Genomic DNA, 24,622 nt, shown 5'->3' on the forward strand with positions numbered 1-24,622 from the left:
GGTAAAAGCGCATGATCCGGGCGACGCAGGTCAGGGGACAACACCGCTTCGCGGAAGCGCCGGCGGATACGGTCGTGCTCGATTTCGACGATCGACACCGCCGCCGCATGGCAATGACGGGGACGCGGGGGCTCGAGTTCCTGCTCGACCTGGAGAATGCCGTCGCGCTGCGCGGCGGCGATGCGCTGGTGCTGGAGGACGGCCGGCTGATCGAGGTGGTCGCCGCGCCCGAGCCGCTGCTCGAGATCCGCGGCCACGATCCGCACCACCTTATTCGTGTCGGCTGGCATCTCGGCAATCGTCATCTGCCGACGCAGATCATGGCCAAGGGCCTGCGCATCCGCCGCGACCACGTCATCGAAGCCATGGTGAAGGGCCTCGGTGCCCACGTGATCGAGATCGAAGCGCCGTTCGATCCCGAAGGCGGCGCCTATGCCGATGCCGGTCATGCCCATGGACACGACGACCACGCGCATCACGATCATGGCCACGACGATCATCATGATCATCACGGTCATGATCACCACCATGATCACGCCGCACATGGCGACGGTCACGATCACCGCCACGACGAGCATTGTGATCACCCCGATCATCACCACGGCCACAAGCATGCTCATGACCACAAATGAGCCGGTCGCGGCCCGCGACCTCGCGGAGCGCGAGGCGGCAGCGCTGTACCGGCTGATGACGTGGCTATCGCCCGCGTTTCCCGTCGGCGGCTTTTCCTACTCCAGCGGCATCGAATGGGCGGTCGAGGCCGGCGACATCACCGACGTCGCGACGCTGGCGGACTGGCTCGACGCGATGCTTCGCGATGGCTCGGGCTTCTGCGATGCGATTTTTCTGGTCCACGCCTATCGCGCCACTGAAGCGGGCGAGGGCGACACCTTGAGCGATATCGCGGAGCTCGCCGCGGCCTTCGTGCCGTCGCGCGAGCGGCAGCTGGAGACGACATCGCAGGGCCGTGCCTTCATCGACATCGCCCGCGCCGCGTGGGATGCCGACGGGCTGGATGCCATGGTTGCGGCATGCCGGACGCCACTGGTCTATCCCGTTGCCGTTGGCGTGGTCGCCGCGATGCACGGCGTGCCGCTGGCGCCGACGCTGCACGCCTTCCTGCATGCGCTGGTCTCGAACTGGATCTCCGCGGCCAGCCGGCTCATTCCGCTCGGCCAGACCGACAGCCAGCGCGTGCTGGTGAGGCTGGAAGCCGCGGTTGCCACGACGGCGAATCGTGCGCTGAATGCGACCTTGGACGATGTCGGCGGGGCGAATTTTCGCGCCGACCTCGCCGGCCTGCGGCATGAGACGCAATATACGCGGTTGTTCAGATCTTGATTGCGGCCAGTACACTCCGCAGCCGCCAGGACGACGATAGGAAAGAAGCAATGGCTACATCTCACGGTCCCTTGCGTGTCGGCATCGGCGGTCCGGTCGGATCGGGCAAGACCGCGCTGATGGACCTGCTCTGCAAGACCATGCGCGAGCGCTACGACATCGCCGCGATCACCAACGACATCTACACCAAATGGGATGCGGAATTCCTGGTACGCTCGGGCTCGCTGACGCCGGATCGGATTGCCGGGGTCGAGACCGGCGGCTGCCCGCACACCGCGATCCGCGAGGACGCCTCGATGAATCTCGCCGCGGTGGCGGATATGCGCGCCAAGTTTCCCGGGCTCGATCTCGTGCTGATCGAATCCGGCGGTGATAACCTCGCTGCCACTTTTTCCCCGGAGCTCGCCGATCTCACCATTTACGTCATCGACGTGGCGGCCGGCGACAAGATCCCGTCCAAGGGCGGCCCCGGCATCACCCGGTCCGACCTCCTTGTCATCAACAAGATCGACCTGGCGCCCTATGTCGGCGCCTCCTTGGAAAAGATGGAGACGGACGCCAGGCGCATGCGCGGCGAGCGACCGTTCGTCATGACCAACCTGAAGAAGAGCCAGGGAATGGACCGCATCATCGGTTTCATCGAGGCCAAAGGCGGCTTGAAACGGGCCGGCTGACCGGCGCGACCACTTGGCGCAGGCGTTTTCCCCGGATAACGGCATGGGCAGAGCCGTGTCCGCGGAACAAATTTCGGTCACGGCAATTGATTACCTCCGGTGCCCGGAGCAATCCATCCCGGCCGGACCATCGGCCGGGCGGCTTTAAGCTTCTCAGGCGACCCAAGTTGCGTATCGATGCCTCCTCCTCCATTATCTCGGCCATTGGGGTTCACCCTGTTTCGGCACGTGCCCGTTCGAGCGGCGTCCATATGCTCCGTGTTTATTGCCGACCTCCTGCTTTCGCCTGAGTAGTCGCGTGGTCAGGCTGGGTTTCATCATCGGCTTCATTGCTCTTCTCGGAGCCCTGCTCTCCGGGCTTGCGGCTTATCGTGTCCACGACCAGGAGCTGGCGCTGGACCGGATCGCGCTGGCGCGCGCGATCGACGTCCATGCGAGCCTGGTCCAGGACCGGCTCACCGAGCGCGAACTGCTCGCGCGGGTTGCCTCCGGCCTGTTCCGGGCGCCGTCGGTGCTCAAGCCCAACATGCTCGAGCCGCTGCGCTCGGCCATCTACGCGTTCAAGACCGATTTCGTGGTGGCGGGCTGGGTCGCCCGCCTGAAGCCGAACGAGCTTGCCGCAGCGCAGGCCGCCATCGCGAGCGCCGGCTTCCCGAATCCGCGAATCCGCAGCTATGACGACAAGCCGATCGATCCGGCAGGTGTCACCCAGCCGATCGACGTGCTGATGGATCTCGAGCCGCGCAGCAACGAGACCAAGGGGCTGCCCGGCCGCAGTTACGACCAGGACCAGGTGCGCAGCGCCATGCTGACGCGCGCCAGAGTGGAGAAGAGGTCGGTTGCCTCAGAACCGGTTGCTCTCCTGCGTGGCGACGGGCCGATCGGCATCATTGTGGCCGCTCCCGTCATCCCCGAGGGCGCGACGGAGCCGGCGGGTTTCATAACATTTTCCTACGAGCTCTCTTCCCTGATGCTGACCAACGACGACATGTCGTTGTTCGCGGTCGCGCTGAAGGATCCGCGCCGGGACGGTGGCGAGCTGGTCGCCAACGATCAAGGCGTGGTCTCGGCCCGCCCGACGGCGGCCGATGGGCCGGCGCCGTCGGCGACGCGCACGGTGAGCTTCGGTGGTCGCGACTGGCAGCTCGGCTATTACGCCAAGACCAATTCGGCGCGCCGCGCCGAGCAGACTGCGATCATCGTGGCGGCGATCGGCTTTGCGATCACCGCGATGGTGTGCGGCCTGTTCGGCTATGTCGCCTACAACAATTTGCGGCTCAGCCGGGAAATCCAGGTCAGAATCGGCTTCGAGCGCCGGCTGACCGCTGTCATCGACGAGCTCAACCACCGGGTCAAAAACATCCTGGCGGTGATCCAGTCGATCGTGACCCGCACGCTGCGCCATGGCTCCGACATCGATGTCGCGCGCGAGCTGCTGATCGGCCGCATCCACGCCATGTCCAACGTCGTCTCGCTGCTCAGCGAGAGCCAGTGGCAGGGTGTCAAGCTGAAGGGCCTGTTCGAGGCGCGCGCCATTCCGCATGCCGACCGCATCGCCGTTACCGGTCCTGATATCGCAGTCAGCGCGCGCGCGGCGCAGAGCCTCTCGCTGCTGTTCTTCGAGCTCGCCTCGCACTCCGACGAAGGCCTGTCGCTGGTCGGCAAGCATCCGCACATCACGGCCAATTGGACGGTGACGAACGAGGGCGCCGGCGAGGTCTTCTATTTCCGCTGGGAGGAGTTCAACACCAGCGAAGCGACGCGCCGCCCCGATTCCGACTTCGGCCTGATCCTGCTCGACCGGGTCGCGCCCGAGGCGCTCGGCGGCACTGCCAAGCGCTATTTCACCGACGTCTCCTATGTCTACGAGCTGACCGCGCCGATGGAGACGGTCGAGGACATGACCGAGCGCGACCGCACCGACAAGCTTTCAGCACCGATCCGGCCCGCGCGGTGATTCCAGGTTAGCTCTTCGGCCGCAGCACGAGGTCAACCAGAGTCCGCGCGTAGGCCGGCGTGATCGGCGCAATGCCGAAGACGTAGCGGTAGAACAGGCCGCCATAGATCGCGTCGTAGAGATCCTGGGGCGGTGCGTCCGCCAGAATGCTGCCGTCGCTCTGGCCGGCGGCGATCATCTCGACCAGCGCGTCGCGGCGGAACTGCAGGTAGCGGGCGTAGAACAGCTCCGCCGAGCCGGTCTTGGAAATGCATTCGGAGATGACGGCGAGCTGGACCTTGCCGAACTCGCCCTGGAGCGCTTCGGCATAGGCGGCGGCGTGGCGGCGTGCGCGCGCGGCGGGGCTGCCCGAGCTTGCAGGCGGCAGCGGCAGCATCTGCGCGGCTTGATGAAGGAAGGCGTCGATCAGCAAGGCTTCGCGAGACGGCCACCATTTGTAGATCGTCATCTTGGAGACGCTGGAGTGGCGCGCGATCGCGTCGATGGTGGTGGCGGCAAGGCCGGTGGTGGCCATCAGCGCATAGGCGCTTTGGAGAATGGCGTTGGTGGTCTCGATCGACCTCGGCCGGCCGCGCCGGGGCGCGCTGTCGGCTCCCTCACTCCCGCCATTCGCCATCACCACGCCCGGCCTCCTCGCGCAATCCGCTGCCGCTCCGCTTAGCCCAGCCGCGATGGCCGGCCTAGCGGAATCGGAAGGTGCCGGGCTAGGCCTGTTGCCGCAAGGCTGCCGGCAGGTCCTGCCGCTTCGACCAGGCGATGTAGTATGCGACCGCGGCCATCGCCGCGAAGCCGGCCAGACTCACGGCGATCTGCATCACCACCAGATTGGCACCGGTGATCAGGATGAGATGGCCGGCGAAGGACAGGAACACGCCGACGCAGAACACCGCGAGCCATTCCTCGCCGCATCGGATGACCGCCCGTAGCGATCTCCATTGCAGCCCGGGATGATCGGCCGGCACGAGATGTGTCGCGAGGAAAGCGAGCGCGAGGAAGTGGACCACGCGATAGGGCGCGAGGTTTTCATTGTCGGTCGGCGTGATGTTGTCGAGCACGATGTTCGGCAAGTAGGCGGCAAGCGCCGGCGAGTGGCGCATCAGCGTGATCGCCATCGCGGATACGAGATAGGCGCCCGCAAGCACGCGTAGCCAGGGCAGGCCATGCAGCGCGCGGCTCGACGCACCGGTCACGGCGAACCAGGCGCCCAGCACCATCAGCATCTGCCAGCAGTATGGGTTGAAGGTCCACTCCTGGTCCGGATAGACCCGGAAATTCCATTCGAACCAGCGCGCGGCGACGTACAGCGCGACCGATGCAGCCAGCGTCAGGTTCGGCCGCCGCAACAGCCCCCACAGCGCGAACGGAAAGAAGGCCATCAGCGGGATCATCAGCTGTAACAGATCGAGATTCAGCGGCTCCTCCTGGAGCACGAGGCCACGCACCAGGATGCGCAGCGGGTGCTCGAGAATTCCCGATATGTTGTATTCGTGGATGATCTCGGGCGCCTTGGATTGCGAGGCGACATAGGCGATGGTGTCGATATAGATCACGAACAGCACGACATAGGCGGCATACAGCCGCCAGACGCGGCGAAAGATGCGCGTCGCCGCGACGACATAGCCGCGCTCCAGTGCGATCCTGCCGTGAATGATCGCGACCCCATAGCCCACCACGAACACGAACAAGTCTGCGGCGCCACTGAAGCCGAAATTACGCAGCGTCAGCAAATTGACCACGTTGTTCGGGATGTGGTCGACGAAAACCGACCAGTTGGCGATGCCGAGCGTCAAATAGAGCCGGGGGTCGTGATGGAATGCGGCGAGGTTCGCCTGGACAGACGGTTTCATCGAAAAAATGACTTTTGGAATCAGGGGCGCTGCTTTTAGCGGCAACCGCCTGCCTATCCGAGTAGCGTTTGCGTGAGTAGGGACATTCGCGTTGGGCGACGCAAATTTGGCGGGGCGCCTGCGGGTGTCGAATTCCGAAAGATGCGCTTGCGGGACCTATGACGAAATTTTCTAACGCCCGCTAGCTGCTACTCGGCAGGTTCGGCCGATGCCTCGTCGGGTACGCTTGCGCGGCTCGCCATGATTCCGAGGGCGACGCCGCCGATCGCCAGGATCGGCAACAGCCGCTTGATCCCGATGGCGCGAACGATCTGGAGTCCGGTGGCGAGCAGCATCGGGTCCGCGAGCATGCTTGAGGCCGCCGACTTCGTGGCGCGCTCGGCTGCGATATGAGCTTGCTTGCGCAGCTGCCGTTTGTAGACCCAATAGCTCACCGCTGCGGTCAGAGTCAGCAGAAAGAAGATGCCTGCACCGGCGAGGCAGGCCTGCACCGGACCATATTTGTTGAGCACCGAAATGAACGCCGCTGCGCACAGGAAGCACGTGGTGATGAAGAGTGCGAACGCCGCGCCTGCTGCCAGCGAGGTCAGCCGCACAGTGGTGCCGGTGGATGCGCTGATCCCGTCGATGATGCGCTGAAACATGGCCTTGCTCCTCAGATCCCCACAAGCCGGCACCGGCGGCGCCGCTGCGCCACCGTCTTAATACCCGTTCGCGATCTCAGCGACGCCAGACCGCGCCGATCAGGAAGCCGATGCCGAGCGCGAGCCCGACGGTCGCGAGCGGCCGCTGCGTGATCGCGTCCTCCAGCGTCTCCTCGATCGAGCCGTAGGCCTCCTGTGCCGCGCCCATCATCGCGCTGCCGCGCTCCGACATGTCGTCGATCGCGGAATCCACGTTTTCGCGCGCCTGGCTATAGCCGCGGCGGGCTTGCTTGCTGGAGGAGTTGGCAAAAGTATTGAGCGCGTCGGTGATCTGATCGGTGAGGGCGGCGATATCGCTTTTCACGGCTGCTACATCCTTCTCGAGGCGTTCTCGGGTGGCTTTGTCGGTCCAGTCTCTCATCCCGGCTTCGGCATTGGTGGCGGACATCTGGGGCTCCGAGCTGTTGACGGTTGAGACAGCCGGGAAACGTTTCGTCGTCGCGTAAGTTCCGTTCACGGAAACCGGTCAGTCCTGCGGGAGCTGCGGCGAATCCTGCGGCAACAGATGCTCCTTCAGGATCAGGGCGACGATCAGCAGCGGCGACGACAGGAACGCGCCCATCGGGCCCCACAGCCAGGTCCAGAACGCCAGCGCCAGCAGCACCGCGAGCGCATTGAGCGCCAGCCGTCGGCCGATGATGGTCGGCGTGACGAAATGTCCCTCCAGGAAGGTGATGCCGCCAAAGGCGAGCGCCGCCATCAGGCCGCCGCTGACGGTCGGAAAGGTGACCAGTCCCACCACGACCAGAATGGCGAACATGGCCACCGGTCCGATGATCGGAATGAAATTGAGGGTGGCCGCGAGCGCGCCGAGGCCAGCCGGATTGGGCATTCCGGTGAGGGCGCAGACGATGCCGGCGGCGACGCCGACGCCGACATTGATGAGGGTCACGGTCAAGAGGTAGTTGCCGAGATGGACCTCGATCTCGTTGAGGATGCGTAGCGTGCGCAGCCGTGCCTCATGATCGCTGAAGGTCATGATCATCGCCCGTCGCAGGTCCCGCCAGCTGGCGATGAACAGGATCAGGGTGACGAAGAACAGCAGGAATTCGGTAAACGTCGGTGACAGGAATTCGATCGTCGGCTGCACCCAATCGAATTTCGGCATCTGGAAGCTTGGCAATCCCTCCGAGCCGCCGAGCATCATCTGCAGCTCTCGCCACAGCGCCAGCGGCCGGTCGAACACGTGGACCTTGTCTTTCAACTGCGCGCCGAGTTCGGGCAGGCGCGAGCTCCATTCCATCGCTGGCGAGGCGATCAGCGCGACGATAAAGCCGACCACGGCGGTCACCGCGAGCACGATCAAGGCGGCGGCGAGCCCGCGCGGCACTTTCTGCTTCTCAAGGAAGGTCGCCGCCGGCGAAAGCATCGTGCCGGTGACGAACGCCATCACGACCGGCAGGAAGAACGCCTTGCCGACATAGAGTACCGCGACGATGGCGATGAGGAGCAGTCCGGCGAGCGAGAAGGCGACGAGCTCGGTGCGGCGGATCACCGGCGGGAGCTCGCCGTGGCTCTCAGGAAGTGGAGTGCCTTCGCCGTTGCCGGAAGTCATACGTTCACTGGGAAGGACGCGCACAATACCTCTCCGGCACGGAGGCTTCGGTCCGCGCGCCCATGACGAGAGGAGAACGTCCAAGCGCCCTGCGGGTTCCATCGCGGCTTCGTGAAGAGACGCTCGCTTGACTGTGACGTCGCTGCTGCATCGCTCCACGGAACTTGTATCGGCTCGGCCGCGTTGATCGAACCAGCGCATCACCCAGATGCGGGCATCCAACGGGGCAGCACATGACAAAGTTCTCTGCAGTCCGACGCCGCTTATCGCCGCGCCGCATCACCGCGTTCGCCTTCGCAACCGCCTTGCTGGCAGTGCCGTTCGGCGCCGCAAGCGCACAGACGCTGGGCTACACCTATCCGCAGGATCAGGCTTACCCGCAGGACCAAGGCTATTCGCAGGGTTATGCAAACCAAGGCTATGCAAACCAAGGCTATGCGAACCAAGGCTATGCAAGCCCGAACGCGCAGGCCTCCGACGAGGATGCCGCGCTGCCCGATCGCCTGCGCAAGCAGATTGTCAGCTTCGACCGCAGCGAGCCGGCCGGTACCATCGTCATCGATACCAACAATACGTATCTCTATTACGTGCTCGGCCAGGGGCGCGCCATTCGTTATGGCGTCGGCGTCGGGCGCGAAGGTTTCACCTGGTCGGGCGTGCAGAGCGTCAGCCGGAAGGCGGAGTGGCCGGACTGGCATCCGCCGGCTGAGATGATCGCGCGCCAACCCTATCTGCCTCGCTTCGTCGCTGGCGGCCCCGGCAATCCGCTCGGCGCGCGTGCGATGTATCTCGGATCGAGCGAATACCGCATCCATGGCACCAACGATCCCACCACGATCGGCAAGTTCGTTTCGTCTGGCTGCATCCGCATGACCAACGAGGACGTCACCGACCTGTTCGGCCGCGTCAATGTCGGTGCCAAGGTCGTTGTGCTGCCGAAGAACGCGCCGCTGATGGCCAAAGGCGGGGATTCCGTGCGCAAGCGTCCGGCCGTGACGGCGCTGCCCTCGGGCCGTCAGGCGCTGAACATTTCGAATTCGGCCGTGAACTAAGGGTCGAGTGAGGTCACATGAAGAGACGTTCGATCGGGAGACTCGCCGGGGGCGCGGCGGCATTGGTCGCCGTTGCCTCCTTCGGCCTCGCGCTGACGCCATCGGCCCATGCGGAGGACTTTTTCTCGGCGCTATTCGGCGGCTTCCGCGGGCGGGCGGCGCCCGAGATCCGCATGCCGTTCCAGACCGATGACGCTCCGCGCTACGACACGCCGCGCCAGCGGGCCTCCTATGGCGGCGGCACGGCCTATTGCGTGCGCGGCTGCGACGGACGTTATTTCCCGGCGCAGGGAAATGATTCCGAGAGCAAGGCGCAATCCTGCAAGAGCTTCTGCCCGGCGTCGGAGACCTCACTGGTCTATGGCGGCAACATCGAGGACGCGACCACGGACAAGGGGAAATCCTATTCCGACCTGCCCAACGCCTTCCGGTACCGCAACGAGATCGTGGCAGGCTGCACCTGCAACGGCAAGGATCCGGTCGGGCTCGCCCAGGTCAAAGTCGACGACGATCCCACCTTGCGCAAGGGCGACATCGTCGCGGGCGCCGACGGTCTGGTGGTCGCCAGCCGCAATGCCAACGACCGCCGCGGCGTCGCGATGAATTTCTCCCCATTGCCGGATTCGGTGCGCGCAAGATTCCGACAAGTGCCGGTAGTGGCGAAGGAGTAGCGCTCAACGTCGTCCTGGCGAAAGCCAGGACCGATTACCCCAAATGCCGATGTTGCCCCCACACCGCTGACCACCAGCCTGCCCCTTGCAGAGTGCGGTGGCTATGGGTCCTGGCTTTCACCAGGACCACACCGGCATGTGTGGCTCTAGATACCTACCCTACGCCGCGCGGATCTTGCCGAGGAAGTCGCTGACCTCATGGCCGAGCTGGCGGCTCTGGCTCTCCAGCATCTCGGAGGCGTGCTTTACGTTGTCGGCGGCTGCCGCAGCAGCGTCCGCATCGGATTTGACGCCGGTGATGTTGTCCGAGACGTTCTTGGTGCCCTGCGCGGCAAACTGAGTGCTGCGGGTGATCTCTTGCGTGGCCGCCCCCTGCTCCTGCACGGCGGCGGCGATTGCGGTCGCGACCTCGTTCACTTCGCCGATGATGCCGCCGATGGTCTGGATCGCGCTGATGGCATCGCCCGCGACCTTCTGGATGTCGGCGATCTGCTCGGAGATCTCCTCGGTCGCCTTGGCCGTCTGGCTCGCCAGCGACTTCACCTCGGAGGCGACCACGGCAAAGCCGCGCCCGGCTTCGCCGGCCCGGGCCGCCTCGATCGTGGCGTTGAGCGCGAGCAAATTGGTCTGTTGCGCAATGGTGTTGATCAGGCCGACGACCTCGCCGATGCGGCCGGCCGACTTCTGAAGTCCCTGGACCGTGCCGTCGGTGTCGCGCGCCTGGGTCACGGCGCGGCTGGCGATGCCTGCGGCATGCGCGGCCTGCTGGCTGATGTCGTTGATCGAGGCGCTGAGCTCTTCCGCGGCGGCGGCGACGCTGTCGACGCTCATGGAGGCGTCATTGGAGGCCTTGCCCGCGATTTGCACGCGGTCGTTGGTCTGCCGCGACACCGCGGAGAGATCGCCCGAGGTCTTGCGCATCTCGCCGGAGGCCTCGCTCAACTCGCCGAGCGTCTTGCGCACCGCGCCCTCGAACTCGCCGACATAGGTCTCGACCGCGCGCTGGCGCGCGGAGGCGCCCGCATTGCGTTCGCGCTCCTGCGCCTCGATCGTGAGCTTCTCGTTGGCCTGCTGCTTGAAGGTCTCCAGCGCGCCGGCAAGCGCGCCGATCTCGTCGTTGCGATCGAGATAGCCGCTGTCGACGGCAAGGTCGCCACCGGCGACCTTCAGCATGGCGTCCCGGATGGTGTTGAGCGGAGTGATGACGCGGCGGCTGACCAGCATGATCGCGCCGACGGCAAGCCCCACGGCGAGCGCCAGTAGCGTAAGCTGCACGAACAGTGCGCGTTCTGCGGCGCCGCGCTGCTCCTGCGTGTGGATCTTGGCGGCATCGAGCGCACCTTCTGCCACTGCGACCGCGCTCGCCATGCGGCCGACCGTGAGCGGGCTCCATTGGTTCGCCGTCATCTCGGGCTTCTCACCCTTGACCAGCGCGTCCGCGAGACGGTCGCGCAAGGCCAGATATTGCGGCTCGAAATAGGAGGTCTTGGCGGAGGCCATCGCGGAGGCGAGCCCCGCCGGCAATTGCATGCCGGAGGTCGACAACTCCAGCGCCTTCCACATCGCGCTCGTGCCGCCGACATGTTGGGTATAGGCGTAGCGGCCCTCCGGCGTGATCTTGCCGGCGGCAAGCCCGGTCGAGACGATCAGCGACGCCTCGCCTGCGGTATTGCGGAGCAGCCAGGCGTTCTGCTTGATCGACAGGAGCTGGTCGATCGCGGCGTCCAGGTGATTGACGGTGGCGGCCAGCGTGTTCGAGAGCTTGTCGAGCGTGTCGAGCAGGCCCTGCGTCGTCTCCATGTATTCCTTGGGCAGGCTGGCGCGGCGCTGGTCCTTTGGCTTGGCCACATCCTCCCAGAACTGCTTCTGCTCCTCGATCAGCAGCTTGTAGAGGCGCGCGAGCTCCGGTACCAGCGTACCCGATTGCGGAAAGTCGATGGTCGGCAGCAGCTCGAGCGCGCGCGCCATCGCGGGCATCTGCGCATCGCGCAGGGCGCGCAAATATTTCTCGATCTCGCCGTCCATCGGCTCGGTCGCGTTCAGGAGGCGGACCGTGGTCGAGCGGTCGGTGCGCAGGTTGTGCATCGCCTTGAACAGATCGGCGGACGTGTCGGCGATCTGCGAGATGCGATTGGCGGTCTTCAGGCGATCCCAGGACTCGTAGGCGGTGAGCGAGAGTGCGATCACCACGCAGATCGATGTGATCGCGATCACCGCCTTCAGCAGCGCGGATACGGTCAGACGATTCAGCATCGAAGTCCCCCAATTCCCATTACAAAGTGCGTGAAGTCGCCCCGGCAACATCGGAAAACTGGGCGCACGCAAGACCAGGCAATCGCATGCCGTTTGTGGCTCAGGGCCCAACGGTGACTGCATCTGAAAGGAAAAGGGTAAAGTTTTAGGCAGGCCGGCTGACGGTAGAAGTACGGAATTACTAGAAGTTGCAGAGGGTTGCCTCGATGGAACCGGCGCGAGAGTTGTGCGTTAAGAAGCGTCAGCAACTGGCCTAATGGGGGTCCTAGCAATGTTGGTCGGCGTCCTCGTCACCTTTCTCGTCGTCATTCTCGTACTTTACCTCATCAACATGCTGCCGATGGACGGCCGCGCCAAGCAAATCGCGCGCGTTGTCGTCATCATCATCGGGATCGTGTCGCTGCTGAAATATCTGGCAGTGTTCTAGCCGCGCTACTGCTCCAACAAAAAAGCCCCGGCGCGAGCCGGGGCTTCTGGTGCTCGCTTATTCGGGCCTACCCCGCCGCTTTGGCCTCGCGGCGGCGGGCGGTGAGGATGTATTCGGTGTAGCCGTTCGGCTGCTCGCGGCCCTTGAAGATGAGGTCGCTAGCCGCCTTGAAGGCCGTGCCGTCGAAGTTGGGTGCCATCGGCTTGTAGACGGGATCGCCCGCATTCTGCTTGTCGACGACGACCGCCATGCGCTTGAGCGATTCCATCACCTGCGCCTCGGTGATGACGCCCTGGTGCAGCCAGTTGGCGAGGTGCTGGCTGGAGATGCGCAAGGTGGCACGGTCTTCCATCAGGCCGACGTCGTGGATGTCAGGCACCTTGGAGCAGCCGACTCCCTGGTCGATCCAGCGCACGACATAGCCCAGAATGCCCTGGCAGTTGTTGTCGATCTCCTGCTTGACGTCGTCGGGTGCCCAGTTCGATTTCGACACCGGGATGGTGAGGATGTCTTCGAGCTTTGCCCGCGGGCCGCCCTTGGTGAGTTCCTGCTGGCGCGCGGTGACGTTGACCTGGTGGTAGTGCAGCGCGTGCAGCGTCGCCGCCGTGGGCGAGGGCACCCAGGCGGTGGTGGCGCCGGCCTGCGGATGGGCGAGCTTCTGGGCAAGCATGTCCGCCATCTTGTCGGGCGCGGCCCACATGCCCTTGCCGATCTGGGCATGGCCGGGCAGGCCACAGGTCAGGCCCATGTCGACGTTCCAGTCCTCATAGGACTTGATCCAGGGCTGCGCCTTCATCTCGTTCTTGCGGATCATCGGACCCGCTTCCATCGAGGTGTGGATCTCGTCGCCGGTACGGTCGAGGAAGCCGGTGTTGATGAACATGATGCGCTTGGAGGCGCGCTGGATGCAGGCCTTGAGGTTGACGGTGGTGCGCCGCTCCTCGTCCATGATACCGACCTTGAGCGTGTTCTCGGGCAGCGACAGCATCTTCTCGACGCGGTCGAAGATCTCGCAGGTCAGCGATACCTCGTCGGGTCCGTGCATCTTCGGCTTGACGATATAGGCCGAGCCGGTGCGGCTGTTCTTGACCTTGGAGTTGCCTTTCAAGTCGTGTACGGCGAGAAGCCCGGAGACGGCGGCGTCGAGCAAGCCTTCCGGAATCTCCTCGCCCTTGTCGTCCAGCACCGCGTCGGTGAACATGTGGTGACCGCAATTGCGCATCAGGAGCAGGCTGCGGCCGTGCAGCTTGACCTCGCCCTTGCCGTCAGGCGTCTTGTAGCTGCGGTCGGCATTGAGCGAGCGCGTCAGCGTCTTGCCGCCCTTCTCGAAATCGGCCGACAGCGTGCCGTTCATCAGGCCCAGCGTGTTGCGATAGACCAGCACCTTGTCTTCGGCATCGACGGCCGCGACCGAGTCTTCCATGTCGAGAATGGTTGAGACCGCGGATTCCATGACCATGTCCGCGACGCCGGCCGGATCGTCCTTGCCGATCGCGCTGGTGCGGTCGATCTTCACCTCGACATGCAGGCCGTTGTTGGCGAGCAGCACCGCGCTCGGTGCGGCTGCGTCGCCCTGGAAGCCCGCGAATTGCGCGGCGTTCTTCAGCGCGGTGGCGTTGCCGCTCTTCAGCTTCACCGCGAGCTGGCCCGCGACCACGCTATAGGCGGTGACGTCGGTGTGACTGCCGGTCGCCAGCGGCACGGCGGCATCGAGGAACGCTTTTGCCTTGGCGATGACCTTGTCGCCGCGCGCCTTGTTGTAGCCCTTGCCGCTCTCGGACGGCTCGTGCGGGATCGCGTCGGTGCCGTAGAAGGCGTCATAGAGCGAGCCCCAGCGCGCATTCGCCGCGTTCAGCGCATAGCGTGCATTGGTCAGGGGCACGACCAGCTGCGGGCCGCAGATCGTGCCGATCTCCTCGTCCACATTGGTCGTCTCGACCTTCTGCGTCGCCGGCTCCGGGACGAGATAGCCGATCTCCTTCAGGAATGCGGTATAGGCGTTGAGGTCGAACGCCTTGCCCTTGTTGGCGCGGTGCCAGTCGTCGATCTTGGCCTGCAACGTGTCGCGCACCGCCAGCAGCGCGCGGTTCTTCGGTCCCAGCTCCTTGATGATGGCGGCAAGCCCGGCCCAGAACGCATCCGGCGCAATCCCTGTCTTCGGGGCCGCTTCCTTGGCGATGAAATCGAACAGGACGGGAGCAATCTTCAATCCGTGGGCGTCGACGCGTTTCATGATGGGCTTTCTCGTTGGAAATGGCTGTTTTTGGCTGCTTTTGACCCGACAGCAGCAAAATGCGCCCATAAGGGGCGGCTTTCAGGGTCTTATTAGCCCCAAAATCGGGGCCGTGAGAAGGCCCCCAAAAGTTGTCAAAATGTCAAGGCGAGGTGGGCGGCTCCCGCACGGTGTCATTCCCCGCGAAGGCGGGGAATCCAGTACGCCGCGGCCTCTCGGCTGAATCACTGCTGTCGGTGGAATACTGGGTCGCCCGGTCAAGCCGGGCGACGACAGCGGGGCAGCAGCCCGCCTTCAAATATTCGCGGCGAGGTCCACGAGTTCGTCGAACAGCACGCCGGTCGTCTTGAGCATCTGTTCGATCTCGTCCGCCGCCTCGGCGACCGTCCGCGTCGAGGTGTCGATCACGAGCTCAGCGGCTTGCGGCGTCTCGTAGTCGTTACCGATACCGGTGAACGACGCGAGCGTGCCGGCGCGCGCCTTCTTGTAGTGGCCCTTGGGGTCGCGCTCCTCGCAAATTTCCGCCGGCGTCGCCACGTGAATCTCGCGGAACGAGGTGTCGGCGATGCGGCGCGCGGTGGCTCGGTCCTCGCGGGCGGGCGAGACGGCGGCGACAATGGCGATGTGGCCGTTACGGGCGAGATGCGTCGCGACTTCGGCGAGGCGGCGGATGTTCTCGCTGCGATCGGCGGCCGAGAAGCCGAGATCGCTGTTGAGTCCGGCGCGCAGCGTGTCGCCGTCGAGCAGGATCGGCGAGCCGCCATTGCTGAACAGCCGCCGCTCCAGCGCTTTTGCGAGAGTCGACTTGCCGGAGGCGGGAAGGCCGGTGAGCCAGACCACGGCGCCGTTGTGACGATAGCGCGCGGAGCGCTCGTCGGGCCGCAGCGCGGATTCCACCGGCACGATGTCGACGGGCACTGCGCGCTGGCCGGCGTCGACCGACAGCACGAGGCCGCCGCCGGCGATGCGCCCGGACACCTCGATCACGAGACGGCCGGTGCGGGGATTTTCCGTGTAGGGATCGGTGGCAATCGGATTCGAAAGGGAAATGTCGATCTCGCCGACATGGTTGCGCCCGATCGCCTTGTTCTCGACGCTCGACAGCTCGCCCGGATCAACCGCCTTCTCGATCGCGACGACGGTGGCGCGGCTTTCCTTCGGTCCGCAGCGAACCAGGAGCTGGTCGCCCTTGGCCAGCGGCTTGTCGTGCAGCCAGAAGATCCGCGCGCGCAGCCGTCGCGTCTCGCGCGGCGCCCTGTTGGCATGCGCGATGATATCGCCGCGTTCGAGGAACAGCTCGCGGTCGAGCGTGATGCCGACCGAGCGGCCTGCACCCTGGCGGCCCGCGACCGGCGTCACCGGCCAGCTCTCGACCGTCTTGATCCTGGCGATCTTGCCGGCGGGCATGATCACGATTTCGTCGCCGGCAACCAGGCTGCCGGATTCGATCCGGCCCGCGACGATGCGGCGGTCGTCGAACTTGTAGATCGCCTGCACCGGCAGGCGCAGCGCCAGCGCTTCCAGCGGCCGCGCCGGCTCGAGCCTGTCGAGGGCTTCGACCACGGTCGGACCCTTGTACCAGCCGATGCGGTCGGTGCGCTCGGCGACGCCGTCGCCGTCGCGGGCGGAAATCGGAATCACGGCCGTGGGCTTCACGCCAAGGCTCTGCAGATGCGCCGAGATCTCGTCGCTGATCTCCTTGAAGCGCTCGGCGGAGAAGTCGACGCGGTCCATCTTGTTGACGACGACCGCGACCTGCTTCACGCCGAGCAGATGCAGGAGATAGCCGTGCCGCCTTGTCTGATCGCGCACGCCTTCGAGCGCGTCGATGATCAGCACCGCGCCGTCGGCCTGCGAAGCGCCGGTGATCATGTTGCGCAGGAATTCGGCGTGGCCGGGTGCGTCGATCAGCACGATGTCGCGTGAATTAGTGCGGAAGCGGATCTGCGTGGTGTCGATGGTAATGCCCTGGTCGCGCTCGGTCTGGAGCGCGTCGAGCAGGAACGACCATTCGAACGGCATGCCGCGCCGCGCGCTGACGGCCTTGAGCATGTCGAGCTTGCCGTCGGGCAGGCTGCCGGTCTCGTGCAGCAGGCGGCCGACCAGCGTCGACTTGCCGTGGTCGACATGGCCGACGATGACGATGCGGACCTGCGGTCGCGTCGTGCCGTTCGGGGTGGCGGGCGATGCGGGGGTGACGATCATGTTCATACGACGCTCGCGTCCTTGATCAGAGATAGCCGGCGACGCGCAGGCGCTCGAAAGCGTCCTCGGTCTCGTGGTCGAGCGCGCGGCCGGACCGTTCCGGCACCTTGGTCTGCTCGAGCTCGATCAGGATCTCGTCGATGGTCGACGCGTTTGAGGCGACCGGATTGGTGATGTCCTGATCGCCCAGCGAGCGATAGCGCTTGCCGTTTTGAGACAGATACAACGGGATGATCGGGATGTTCTCGCGCTTGGTGTAGGCCCAGATATCGGACTCGGTCCAATGCAGGATCGGATGGATGCGCAAATGCGCGCCTTGCGGCGGCGACGCATTGAAATGATCCCAGAACTCCGGCGGCTGGTCGCGCACGTCCCAATTGCCCTCCAGGCCGCGCGGCGAGAACACGCGCTCCTTGGCGCGCGTCGCCTCCTCGTCGCGGCGGATGCCGGCAATCAGGCCGTCAAAACCGTATTTGCCGAGTGCCATCTTGAGGCCCTCGGTCTTGCGCGCGGCGGAACGGGCGGCGGGCGGCAGCGTTGGGTCGACGGCATCAATCGGCGGGCAGGGCTCGACGCGCAGATCGAGATCCCATTCCTTGCCGTAGTGATCGCGGAAGCGATACATCTCCGGAAACTTCTTGCCGGTGTCGACATGGAGGGCCGGGAACGGCAGACGGCCGAAGAACGCCTTGCGCGCCAGCCAGATCATGACGTTGGAGTCCTTGCCGAGCGACCACAGCAGGGCGATCTTCTTGAGGCGGCCGAAGGCTTCGCGGAAGATGTAGATGCTCTGGGCCTCAAGCTGGTCGAGATGGTCCATGCTCGGGGCAAGGTCGGCAGAAAATTCTTGCGCGGGCACGCGCTCGGCGAGAGCGGGGCTGCTCAGCCCGCCAGCAGTGGAATTGTCCTTGAGAAGATGCATCTCTGCCACTTTGCGTTTGGAGGCGAAAATTCTATAGTTGCGGTGCGAGAGAGAAGAAAAAATTTTCTCTTTGCGCGCTCGAAAAGACACATATATAGAAAATAATTCCAGTCAACCCCGGATCTGGGGGGAGCGAGTATCGTATGCGGTTCTTGCCGGTGTTCCTCGATCTCACGGCCGGTCCGGTGGTTCTCATCGGCGCGGGTGAGCTTCTGCGCGCCAAGCTGCGCGTGCTCACTGCGGCCGGTGCGCGCATTCGCGTGCATGCGATCGACGGCAATCAGGACCTGAGTCTGAGCTCCGGGGATGCGGCGCGTATCGACATCGCGGCCGCCGATCCGCTGACAGCAGATCTCTCTGGCGTCATCGCTGTCGTTTGCGCCGGCGCCGGCGATGTCGGCGTGGCGATGTCGGCCCGCGCCAAGGCGCTCGGCCTGCCCGTCAACGTCATGGACGATCTGGAGCATTCGAGCTTCATCTTTCCGGCCATCGTGGATCGCGGCGATGTCGTGGTCGCCGTCGGCACTGGCGGCACGTCGCCGGTGGTGGCGCGGCGCGTGCGCGAGCAGATCGAGGCGCTGCTGCCGGCGCGGATCGGCGAACTCGCCGAGTTCATCGGCAGCTTCCGCAAATCCATCAACGAACGCATTGCCGAGTTTCCGCTGCGTCGCCGCTTCTGGGAGCGCGTCATCGACGGCCCGATTGGCGCTGCCATTCTGGCCGGCCGCAAAGGCGAGGCGGACGCAGCGCTCAAGGCGATTTCCGATCCATCCGCCTTCGCCCGGGCCGACCAACCGGAAGGCTCCGTTGCGCTGGTCGGCGCCGGTCCGGGGGATCCGGATCTGCTCACCATCAAGGCGCTGCGCGCGCTCCAGGATGCCGATATCGTCTTCCACGACGAGCTGGTCTCGCCTGAAATTCTCGACCGCATCCGCCGTGACACCACGCGCGTGCCGGTCGGCCGCCGCGTCGGCAAGCCCGGCATCGGGCAGGACGCCATCAACAAGCGCATGATCGAGGCCGCGCAATCCGGCCAGCGTGTGGTGCGGCTGAAGGGCGGCGATCCCTTCGTGTTCGGCCGTGGCGGCGAAGAGGTCGAAGCGCTGCGTGCTGCCGGCGTTGCCTATTCGATCATTCCCGGCATCACTGCAGGCCTCGGCGGCGCCGCCGATTTCGAGGTGCCGCTGACCTACCGTCATGAAGCAACCCGCATCACCTTCCTCACCGCGCACAAGGCGCGCGACGCGGAAGTCGTGGACTGGTCGACGCTGACCGACGCCAGGATGACCGTCGTGGTCTATATGGGCATGACGGCTGCGCCGGCCGTACGCGCCGGCCTCTTGGCCGCCGGCCGTTCGCCGGAGACGCCGGTCGGCGTGTTCGCCCGCGTCACGCGCCCCGATGCGCAAGGCGCGATCGGCACGCTGCGCGACCTGCCCGAGCTGGTGCGGCGGACCAACGGTGGCCCTGCCATTCTCATCATCGGCGATGTGGTCCGGCATGCCGGCTCGCTTCGCCGCCAAACCCCAAAGCAAATCATCTCTGACCTATTGGATGCAGCCGAATGACCTCCCCGCTTGAACAGAAGAAGATCAAAATCGCCGGCCCCTCGGTCGTGACCGCCAACCGCACCTGGGACGGCATCGTGGTTTACCGCACCGCCGCCAAGAGCTGGTCCGCGGACCTGTCGGAAGCCGCGATCGTGCGCAACTCCGATGAGGCGAAAGCGTTGCTTGCGGAGTCCGTGGCCGATGACGTGGGCGCGATCGGTCCCTATATCGCCCCGGTACAGGTCGGCGCCGACGGCAAGATCGAACCCGGCAATCTGCGCGAACAGATCCGCCGCACCGGCGTGACCATCGGACAGCCGGTCCAGGTTTAAGGCAATCTCTCATGTACGCTTACGATGAAATCGACCGCACGCTCGTCAACGAGCGCGTCTCGGAATTCCGCGACCAGGTGAAGCGCCGCCTCTCCGGCGAGCTCACCGAGGACGAGTTCAAGATCCTGCGGCTCCAGAACGGCGTCTATCTGCAACTGCACGCCTACATGTTCCGGGTCGCGATCCCCTACGGGACGCTGGCGTCGAACCAGCTGCGGGCGCTCGCCCACGTCGCGCGCAAATACGATCGCGGCTACGGCCATTTCACCACGCGGCAGAACATCCAGTTCAACTGGATCAAGCTCGCCGAGCTGCCGGATGCGCTGGCCGATCTCGCCGAGGTCGGCATCCATGCGATGCAGACCTCCGGCAACAATATGCGCAACGTCACCTCGGACCAGTGGGCCGGCGTCGCGCCCGGCGAGATCGAGGATCCCCGCATCTGGTCGGAGCTGATCCGCCAGCACACCACGCTGCATCCGGAATTCTCGTTCCTGCCGCGCAAGTTCAAGATCGCGATCACCGCGTCGGACCACGACCGTGCCGCGATCAAGATCCACGATATCGGCCTGCGCCTGATCAAGAACGAGAAGGGCGAGACCGGCTTCGAGGTTCTGGTCGGCGGCGGGCTTGGGCGCACGCCGTTCATCGGCAAGACCATCAAGCACTTCGTGCATGGCCGCGACATTCTCAGCTATATCGAGGCGATCCTGCGCGTCTACAACCAGTACGGCCGCCGCGACAACATCTACAAGGCGCGCATCAAGATCCTGGTGCACGAGCTCGGCATCGAGAAGTTCTCGCGCGAGGTCGAGGAGGAGTGGCAGCACATCCGCAACTCCTCGCTCCAGATCGACGACGAGGTGGTCGAGGACATCCGCTCGCGCTTTACCTATCCCGCCTACGAGAAGCTGCCGCACATGCCGGACGAGCTGCGCCAGGCCGCGGCCGATCCGGATTTCGAGGCATGGCGCAAGAACTCGGTCGCTCCGCACAAAGTCCAGGGCTATTCCATCGTCACGATCTCGCTGAAGCCGATCGGCGCGCCTCCAGGCGATGCCACCGCCGAGCAGATGGATGCGCTCGCCGACCTCGCCGACAAATATTCGTTCGGTGAGATCCGCGTCGGCCACGAGCAGAACCTCGCTTTGCCGCACGTCGCCAAGCGCGACCTGCCGGCGCTGTGGAAGGCGCTCGACAAGCTCGGCTTGGCGACGCCGAACGTCAATCTGATCACCGACATCATCGCCTGCCCGGGTCTCGACTATTGCTCGCTGGCCAATGCGCGCTCGATCCCGATCGCGCAGGAACTGACACGGCGCTTCGCCAATCACGAGCTGGCCAATCTGATCGGCCGGTTGCACATCAACATCTCCGGCTGCATCAACGCCTGCGGCCATCACCATGTCGGTCACATCGGCATTCTCGGCGTCGAGAAGAACGGCGAGGAGGTCTACCAGATCACCATCGGCGGGCGCGCCGACGAGAGTGCCGCACTCGGCAATCTGATCGGCCCCGGCGTCAAGTTCGACGAGGTCGCCGATGTCGTCGAGGACATCGTGGAAGCCTATCTGGCGCTGCGCGAGCGGCCCGAAGAGCTGTTCATGGACACGGTGAAGCGCCTTGGCGTCGAACCCTTCAAGGAGCGCGTTTATGCCACTCGTTAACGGCGGAAAGATCGCCGACGACAGCTTCGTCAAGCTCGCCGTCGACACGCCGCTGCCCGAGGGCGGCGACATCCTGGTGCCGGCCGAACGCTTCGTCGGCGAGGCGGATGCGCTGCTCAAGCGGACCGGCAAGGTCGGTGTGATCTGGCCGAACAATCGCGACATCGCCGAGCTGGTGCCCTATCTCGGCAAGATCGCCGTCGTCGCGCTGGTGTTCCCGACCTTCCGCGACGGGCGCGCCTACAGCCAGGCGCGGCTGCTGCGCGAGCGCTACAATTACCGCGGCGAATTGCGTGCGACGGGTCAGATCCTGCGGGACCAGTTCGTGTTCATGCTGCGCGCTGGCTTCGATTCCTTCGACGTCAAGAAGCAGGCCGACGCGGAAGCTTTCATGCAGACCGCGAAGCGCTACTCGGTATTCTACCAGCCCACCGGTGACGGCCGCATCACGGCGCTGCACCGGCGCATGCAACTGCGTCATTCCGAGGGTGTCGGCACGTGAACGCAATCGCCTCTCCGTCAATCTCCGTCTCGGCGCTGCCCTCGGCGGAGGAGCTCGATCGCGCTTTGCGCGATGCCTCGCCCGCCGAAATCATCGCCGCTGCGCTGAAGACGGTCGGACGCGACAAGCTTGCGCTGGTGTCGTCCTTCGGCACGGAATCGGCGACGCTGCTGAAGGTCATGGCCGACGTCGATCCGGCGATCCCGGTGATCTTCCTCGACACCGGCTGGCTGTTCGAGGAGACGCTGGCCTATCGCGACACGCTGATCGCGACGCTGGGCCTGAAGGACGTCCGCTCGATCAAACCCGCCGAGGAGACGCTGTCGCGCGATGATCCCGACCGCGACCTCTGGTTCTCCGATCCCGACGCCTGCTGCCGTATCCGCAAGGTCGAGCCGTTGGCGCGGGCGCTGAAACCGTTCGATGCGTGGCTCAATGGCCGCAAGCGCTTCCAGGGCAGTACCCGCGCTGACATTCCGGTGGTCGAGGACGACGGTGCGCGGTTGAAGTTCAATCCCTTCGCCAATGTTTCGCGCGAGGAACTCGAGGCCATTTTCGCCCGCGCCAAATTGCCGCGTCATCCGCTGGTTGCGTCGGGATTCCTGTCGGTTGGGTGTATGCCTTGCACGAGCAGAACGACTGAGGGCGAGGATGAGCGTGCCGGTCGCTGGCGCGGCCGGGCCAAGACGGAATGCGGCATCCACACGATGAAGACTTCGTAGCAAAGTTACGCTGCCCTGCTACGAACAAGAAAATCCGGTTCCGTTGACTTAAGCGCGTTTCGACCCGAGTTATGCCCGCACGTCTTCGCTGACACCGATGTCATCGAAGTGAATGGAGATGGACATGATGCGCCGTATCGTTCCGCTCGCTGCAGGACTGCTCGTGACAGGCTTGTTGGCAAGCTCGGCTCTCGCCGCTGACATCAATCTGCTGAACGTATCCTATGATCCGACGCGTGAGCTCTATGTCGAGTTCAACAAGGCGTTCGCGAATGCCTATCAGAAGGAAACCGGCAAAAGCGTCGAGATCAAGCAGTCGCATGGCGGCAGCGGTTCGCAGGCGCGCGCCGTGATCGACGGATTGCAGGCCGACGTGGTGACGCTTGCGCTCGCCTACGACATCGACGCCATCGCGGGCAAAGGCCTCACGACGGCTGACTGGCAGAAGCGGTTGCCGCAGAATTCGTCGCCCTACACCTCGACCATCGTGTTTCTGGTCCGCAAGGGCAATCCGAAGGGCATCAAGGACTGGGACGATCTGCTCAAGCCGGGCGTCGCCGTGATCACGCCGAATCCGAAGACGTCAGGCGGCGCGCGCTGGAATTATCTGGCGGCCTGGGGCTTTGCGCAGAAGAAATACGGCTCGGCGGACAAAGCCAAGGATTTCATCGGAAAGCTCTATCAGCAGGTGCCGGTGCTCGATACCGGTGCGCGCGGCGCGACCGTGACATTTGTCGAGCGCGGCGTTGGCGACGTGCTGCTCGCCTGGGAGAACGAGGCGTACCTGGCGCTCAAGGAATTCGGTCCGGAGAAATTCGAGATCGTGGCGCCGCCGCTCTCGATCCTGGCAGAACCGCCGGTCACGATCGTCGACAAGGTTGCCGATAAAAAAGGCACCCGCAACGCCGCCGACGCCTACCTGCAATATTGGTATACCAAGGAAGGTCAGGAAATCGCGGCGCGCAACTTCTATCGTCCGCGCGATCCTGAGATCGCCAAAAAACATGAAAACTCCTTCGCGAAGGTCGAGCTGTTCACGATCGACGAACTTTTCGGCGGCTGGACCAAGGCGCAGAAGGAACATTTTGCCGACGGCGGCGTCTTCGATCAGATCTACAAGAACTGATCGGGCGCTGTCGGCGGGGCTTAAACAGGGGGCCTGGTGAGCGCAATCGCAGCACGACGCCGGACATTGCCGGGCTTCGGTCTCACCATGGGGCTGACGCTGTCCTGGCTGTCGATCATCATCCTGATTCCGCTCGCCGGCCTGTTCCTGAAATCGCTTGAGCTGAGCCCCGAGCAGTTCTGGAACATCCTCTCCAGCCGCCGCACCCTGAATGCGTTGCGCGTCTCCTTTGGACTCGCCTTTGCGGCCGCCTGCGTCAATCTCGTGATGGGCAGCATCATCGTCTGGGCGCTGGTGCGCTACCGCTTCCCGGGACGGCGGCTGTTCGACGCCATCGTCGACGTGCCCTTTGCGCTGCCGACGGCGGTTGCCGGCGTCGCGCTGACCGCATTGTTCGCCGAGAAGGGCTGGCTCGGCGCGCCGCTCGCGGCGGCCGGCATCAAGGTGGCGTTCACACCGGTCGGCATCTTCGTCGCCATGATCTTCATCGGCATCCCCTTCGTGGTGCGCACGGTGCAACCGGTGCTCCAGGACCTCGACCCCGAGATCGAGGAGGCCGCGGGCAGTCTTGGCGCGAGCCGCTGGCAGACCATCATCCGCGTGATCCTGCCCTCGCTCGGCCCGGCGCTGCTCACGGGGCTCGCGCTCGCCTTCGCGCGCGCAGTCGGCGAATACGGCTCGGTGATCTTCATCGCCGGCAATCTGCCGAACGTCTCCGAGATCGCACCGCTGCTGATCGTGATCCGCCTCTCCGAATTCCGCTATGCCGACGCGACCGCCATCGCAGTGGTCATGCTCGTCGTGTCCTTCGTCATTATCTTCGCCGTCAACCGGCTCCAGCGCTGGGCGCAGAGCCGGATCCCGGCACGCTGAGGGCGGATC

23 protein-coding genes are annotated in these 24,622 nt (G+C 64.8%); 14 read left to right on the top strand and 9 right to left on the bottom strand.

Going from position 1 to position 24,622, the window contains the following annotated elements; translation table 11 throughout:
- Positions 1–11: 11 nt before the first annotated feature.
- From AC0L3J_RS14125 to AC0L3J_RS14140, 4 genes are all read left to right on the top strand, one after another.
- Entirely contained in the window at positions 12–632 is a 621-nt protein-coding gene (locus AC0L3J_RS14125; RefSeq protein ID WP_473347387.1) for an urease accessory protein UreE, read from the top strand.
- A complete protein-coding gene (locus AC0L3J_RS14130; protein ID WP_473347474.1) occupies positions 613–1,341 on the top strand; it encodes an urease accessory protein UreF in 729 nt (242 codons plus the stop codon). Before AC0L3J_RS14125 ends, AC0L3J_RS14130 begins: the two co-directional genes overlap by 20 nt.
- Before the next feature lie 50 nt (positions 1,342–1,391).
- Positions 1,392–2,015, top strand: a complete 624-nt coding sequence (ureG, locus tag AC0L3J_RS14135; protein ID WP_473290409.1) for an urease accessory protein UreG — start codon at positions 1,392–1,394, stop codon at positions 2,013–2,015.
- A 298-nt stretch (positions 2,016–2,313) separates the two neighbouring features.
- Positions 2,314–3,972: a CHASE domain-containing protein gene (locus AC0L3J_RS14140; RefSeq protein ID WP_456766316.1), complete on the top strand. Its 1,659-nt coding sequence runs from the start codon at positions 2,314–2,316 to the stop codon at positions 3,970–3,972.
- A 7-nt stretch (positions 3,973–3,979) separates the two neighbouring features.
- Here AC0L3J_RS14140 and AC0L3J_RS14145 read toward each other — a convergent pair whose 3' ends face one another.
- The 5 genes from AC0L3J_RS14145 to AC0L3J_RS14165 all read right to left on the bottom strand — a co-directional run bounded on the left by AC0L3J_RS14145 (position 3,980) and on the right by AC0L3J_RS14165 (position 8,102).
- Positions 3,980–4,588, bottom strand: coding sequence for a TetR/AcrR family transcriptional regulator (locus tag AC0L3J_RS14145; RefSeq protein WP_473347475.1), 609 nt, complete (start codon positions 4,586–4,588; stop codon positions 3,980–3,982).
- A gap of 88 nt (positions 4,589–4,676) precedes the next feature.
- Positions 4,677–5,819, bottom strand: a complete 1,143-nt coding sequence (locus AC0L3J_RS14150) for an OpgC domain-containing protein (protein WP_473347388.1) — start codon at positions 5,817–5,819, stop codon at positions 4,677–4,679.
- 188 nt (positions 5,820–6,007) lie between these two features.
- A complete protein-coding gene (locus AC0L3J_RS14155; protein WP_473347389.1) occupies positions 6,008–6,463 on the bottom strand; it encodes a hypothetical protein in 456 nt (151 codons plus the stop codon).
- A 76-nt stretch (positions 6,464–6,539) separates the two neighbouring features.
- Positions 6,540–6,911 (bottom strand): ElaB/YgaM/YqjD family protein, encoded by a 372-nt coding sequence (locus AC0L3J_RS14160; protein WP_027570222.1) that lies wholly within the window; start codon positions 6,909–6,911, stop codon positions 6,540–6,542.
- Positions 6,912–6,989: 78 nt separating this feature from the next.
- On the bottom strand, positions 6,990–8,102 hold the full coding sequence (locus tag AC0L3J_RS14165) for an AI-2E family transporter (protein ID WP_473347390.1): 1,113 nt from the start codon (positions 8,100–8,102) through the stop codon (positions 6,990–6,992).
- Positions 8,103–8,311: 209 nt separating this feature from the next.
- Between AC0L3J_RS14165 and AC0L3J_RS14170 the strand changes: the two genes are divergently transcribed.
- Complete coding sequence (locus tag AC0L3J_RS14170; RefSeq protein WP_473347391.1) at positions 8,312–9,130, top strand: L,D-transpeptidase; 819 nt, start codon at positions 8,312–8,314, stop codon at positions 9,128–9,130.
- A 17-nt stretch (positions 9,131–9,147) separates the two neighbouring features.
- The gene (locus AC0L3J_RS14175) at positions 9,148–9,801 is read left to right on the top strand and encodes a DUF2865 domain-containing protein (protein WP_473347392.1); all 654 of its coding nucleotides are present in this window, start codon (positions 9,148–9,150) and stop codon (positions 9,799–9,801) included.
- 159 nt (positions 9,802–9,960) lie between these two features.
- On the opposite strand, the gene AC0L3J_RS14180 is transcribed toward AC0L3J_RS14175, so the two are convergent.
- Positions 9,961–12,054: a methyl-accepting chemotaxis protein gene (locus tag AC0L3J_RS14180; RefSeq protein ID WP_473347393.1), complete on the bottom strand. Its 2,094-nt coding sequence runs from the start codon at positions 12,052–12,054 to the stop codon at positions 9,961–9,963.
- A 271-nt stretch (positions 12,055–12,325) separates the two neighbouring features.
- Between AC0L3J_RS14180 and AC0L3J_RS14185 the strand changes: the two genes are divergently transcribed.
- Complete coding sequence (locus AC0L3J_RS14185; RefSeq protein ID WP_007599832.1) at positions 12,326–12,481, top strand: Thivi_2564 family membrane protein; 156 nt, start codon at positions 12,326–12,328, stop codon at positions 12,479–12,481.
- A 67-nt stretch (positions 12,482–12,548) separates the two neighbouring features.
- Here the strand turns inward: AC0L3J_RS14185 and AC0L3J_RS14190 are convergent, their stop codons facing one another.
- The 3 genes from AC0L3J_RS14190 to cysD all read right to left on the bottom strand — a co-directional run bounded on the left by AC0L3J_RS14190 (position 12,549) and on the right by cysD (position 17,739).
- Positions 12,549–14,714 (bottom strand): malate synthase G, encoded by a 2,166-nt coding sequence (locus tag AC0L3J_RS14190; RefSeq protein WP_473347394.1) that lies wholly within the window; start codon positions 14,712–14,714, stop codon positions 12,549–12,551.
- A gap of 294 nt (positions 14,715–15,008) precedes the next feature.
- On the bottom strand, positions 15,009–16,925 hold the full coding sequence (cysC, locus tag AC0L3J_RS14195; RefSeq protein WP_473347395.1) for an adenylyl-sulfate kinase: 1,917 nt from the start codon (positions 16,923–16,925) through the stop codon (positions 15,009–15,011).
- Positions 16,926–16,944: 19 nt separating this feature from the next.
- On the bottom strand, positions 16,945–17,739 hold the full coding sequence (cysD, locus tag AC0L3J_RS14200; protein WP_035974680.1) for a sulfate adenylyltransferase subunit CysD: 795 nt from the start codon (positions 17,737–17,739) through the stop codon (positions 16,945–16,947).
- A gap of 245 nt (positions 17,740–17,984) precedes the next feature.
- Here cysD and cysG point away from each other — a divergent pair, with 245 nt between their 5' ends.
- The 7 genes from cysG to cysT all read left to right on the top strand — a co-directional run bounded on the left by cysG (position 17,985) and on the right by cysT (position 24,613).
- Complete coding sequence (gene cysG, locus AC0L3J_RS14205; RefSeq protein WP_473347396.1) at positions 17,985–19,409, top strand: siroheme synthase CysG; 1,425 nt, start codon at positions 17,985–17,987, stop codon at positions 19,407–19,409.
- The gene (locus AC0L3J_RS14210) at positions 19,406–19,723 is read left to right on the top strand and encodes a DUF2849 domain-containing protein (protein WP_007605455.1); all 318 of its coding nucleotides are present in this window, start codon (positions 19,406–19,408) and stop codon (positions 19,721–19,723) included. Before cysG ends, AC0L3J_RS14210 begins: the two co-directional genes overlap by 4 nt.
- A gap of 11 nt (positions 19,724–19,734) precedes the next feature.
- Complete coding sequence (locus AC0L3J_RS14215) at positions 19,735–21,390, top strand: nitrite/sulfite reductase (RefSeq protein WP_473347397.1); 1,656 nt, start codon at positions 19,735–19,737, stop codon at positions 21,388–21,390.
- Complete coding sequence (locus AC0L3J_RS14220) at positions 21,377–21,892, top strand: DUF934 domain-containing protein (protein WP_018454648.1); 516 nt, start codon at positions 21,377–21,379, stop codon at positions 21,890–21,892. Before AC0L3J_RS14215 ends, AC0L3J_RS14220 begins: the two co-directional genes overlap by 14 nt.
- On the top strand, positions 21,889–22,614 hold the full coding sequence (locus tag AC0L3J_RS14225; protein ID WP_473347398.1) for a phosphoadenylyl-sulfate reductase: 726 nt from the start codon (positions 21,889–21,891) through the stop codon (positions 22,612–22,614). Before AC0L3J_RS14220 ends, AC0L3J_RS14225 begins: the two co-directional genes overlap by 4 nt.
- A gap of 124 nt (positions 22,615–22,738) precedes the next feature.
- On the top strand, positions 22,739–23,740 hold the full coding sequence (locus tag AC0L3J_RS14230) for a sulfate ABC transporter substrate-binding protein (RefSeq protein ID WP_247818119.1): 1,002 nt from the start codon (positions 22,739–22,741) through the stop codon (positions 23,738–23,740).
- Between the two features lie 36 nt (positions 23,741–23,776).
- Entirely contained in the window at positions 23,777–24,613 is an 837-nt protein-coding gene (gene cysT / locus AC0L3J_RS14235; protein ID WP_081747971.1) for a sulfate ABC transporter permease subunit CysT, read from the top strand.
- Positions 24,614–24,622 lie beyond the last annotated feature (9 nt).

It is taken from the genome of Bradyrhizobium sp. Kon37, from assembly GCF_055807535.1.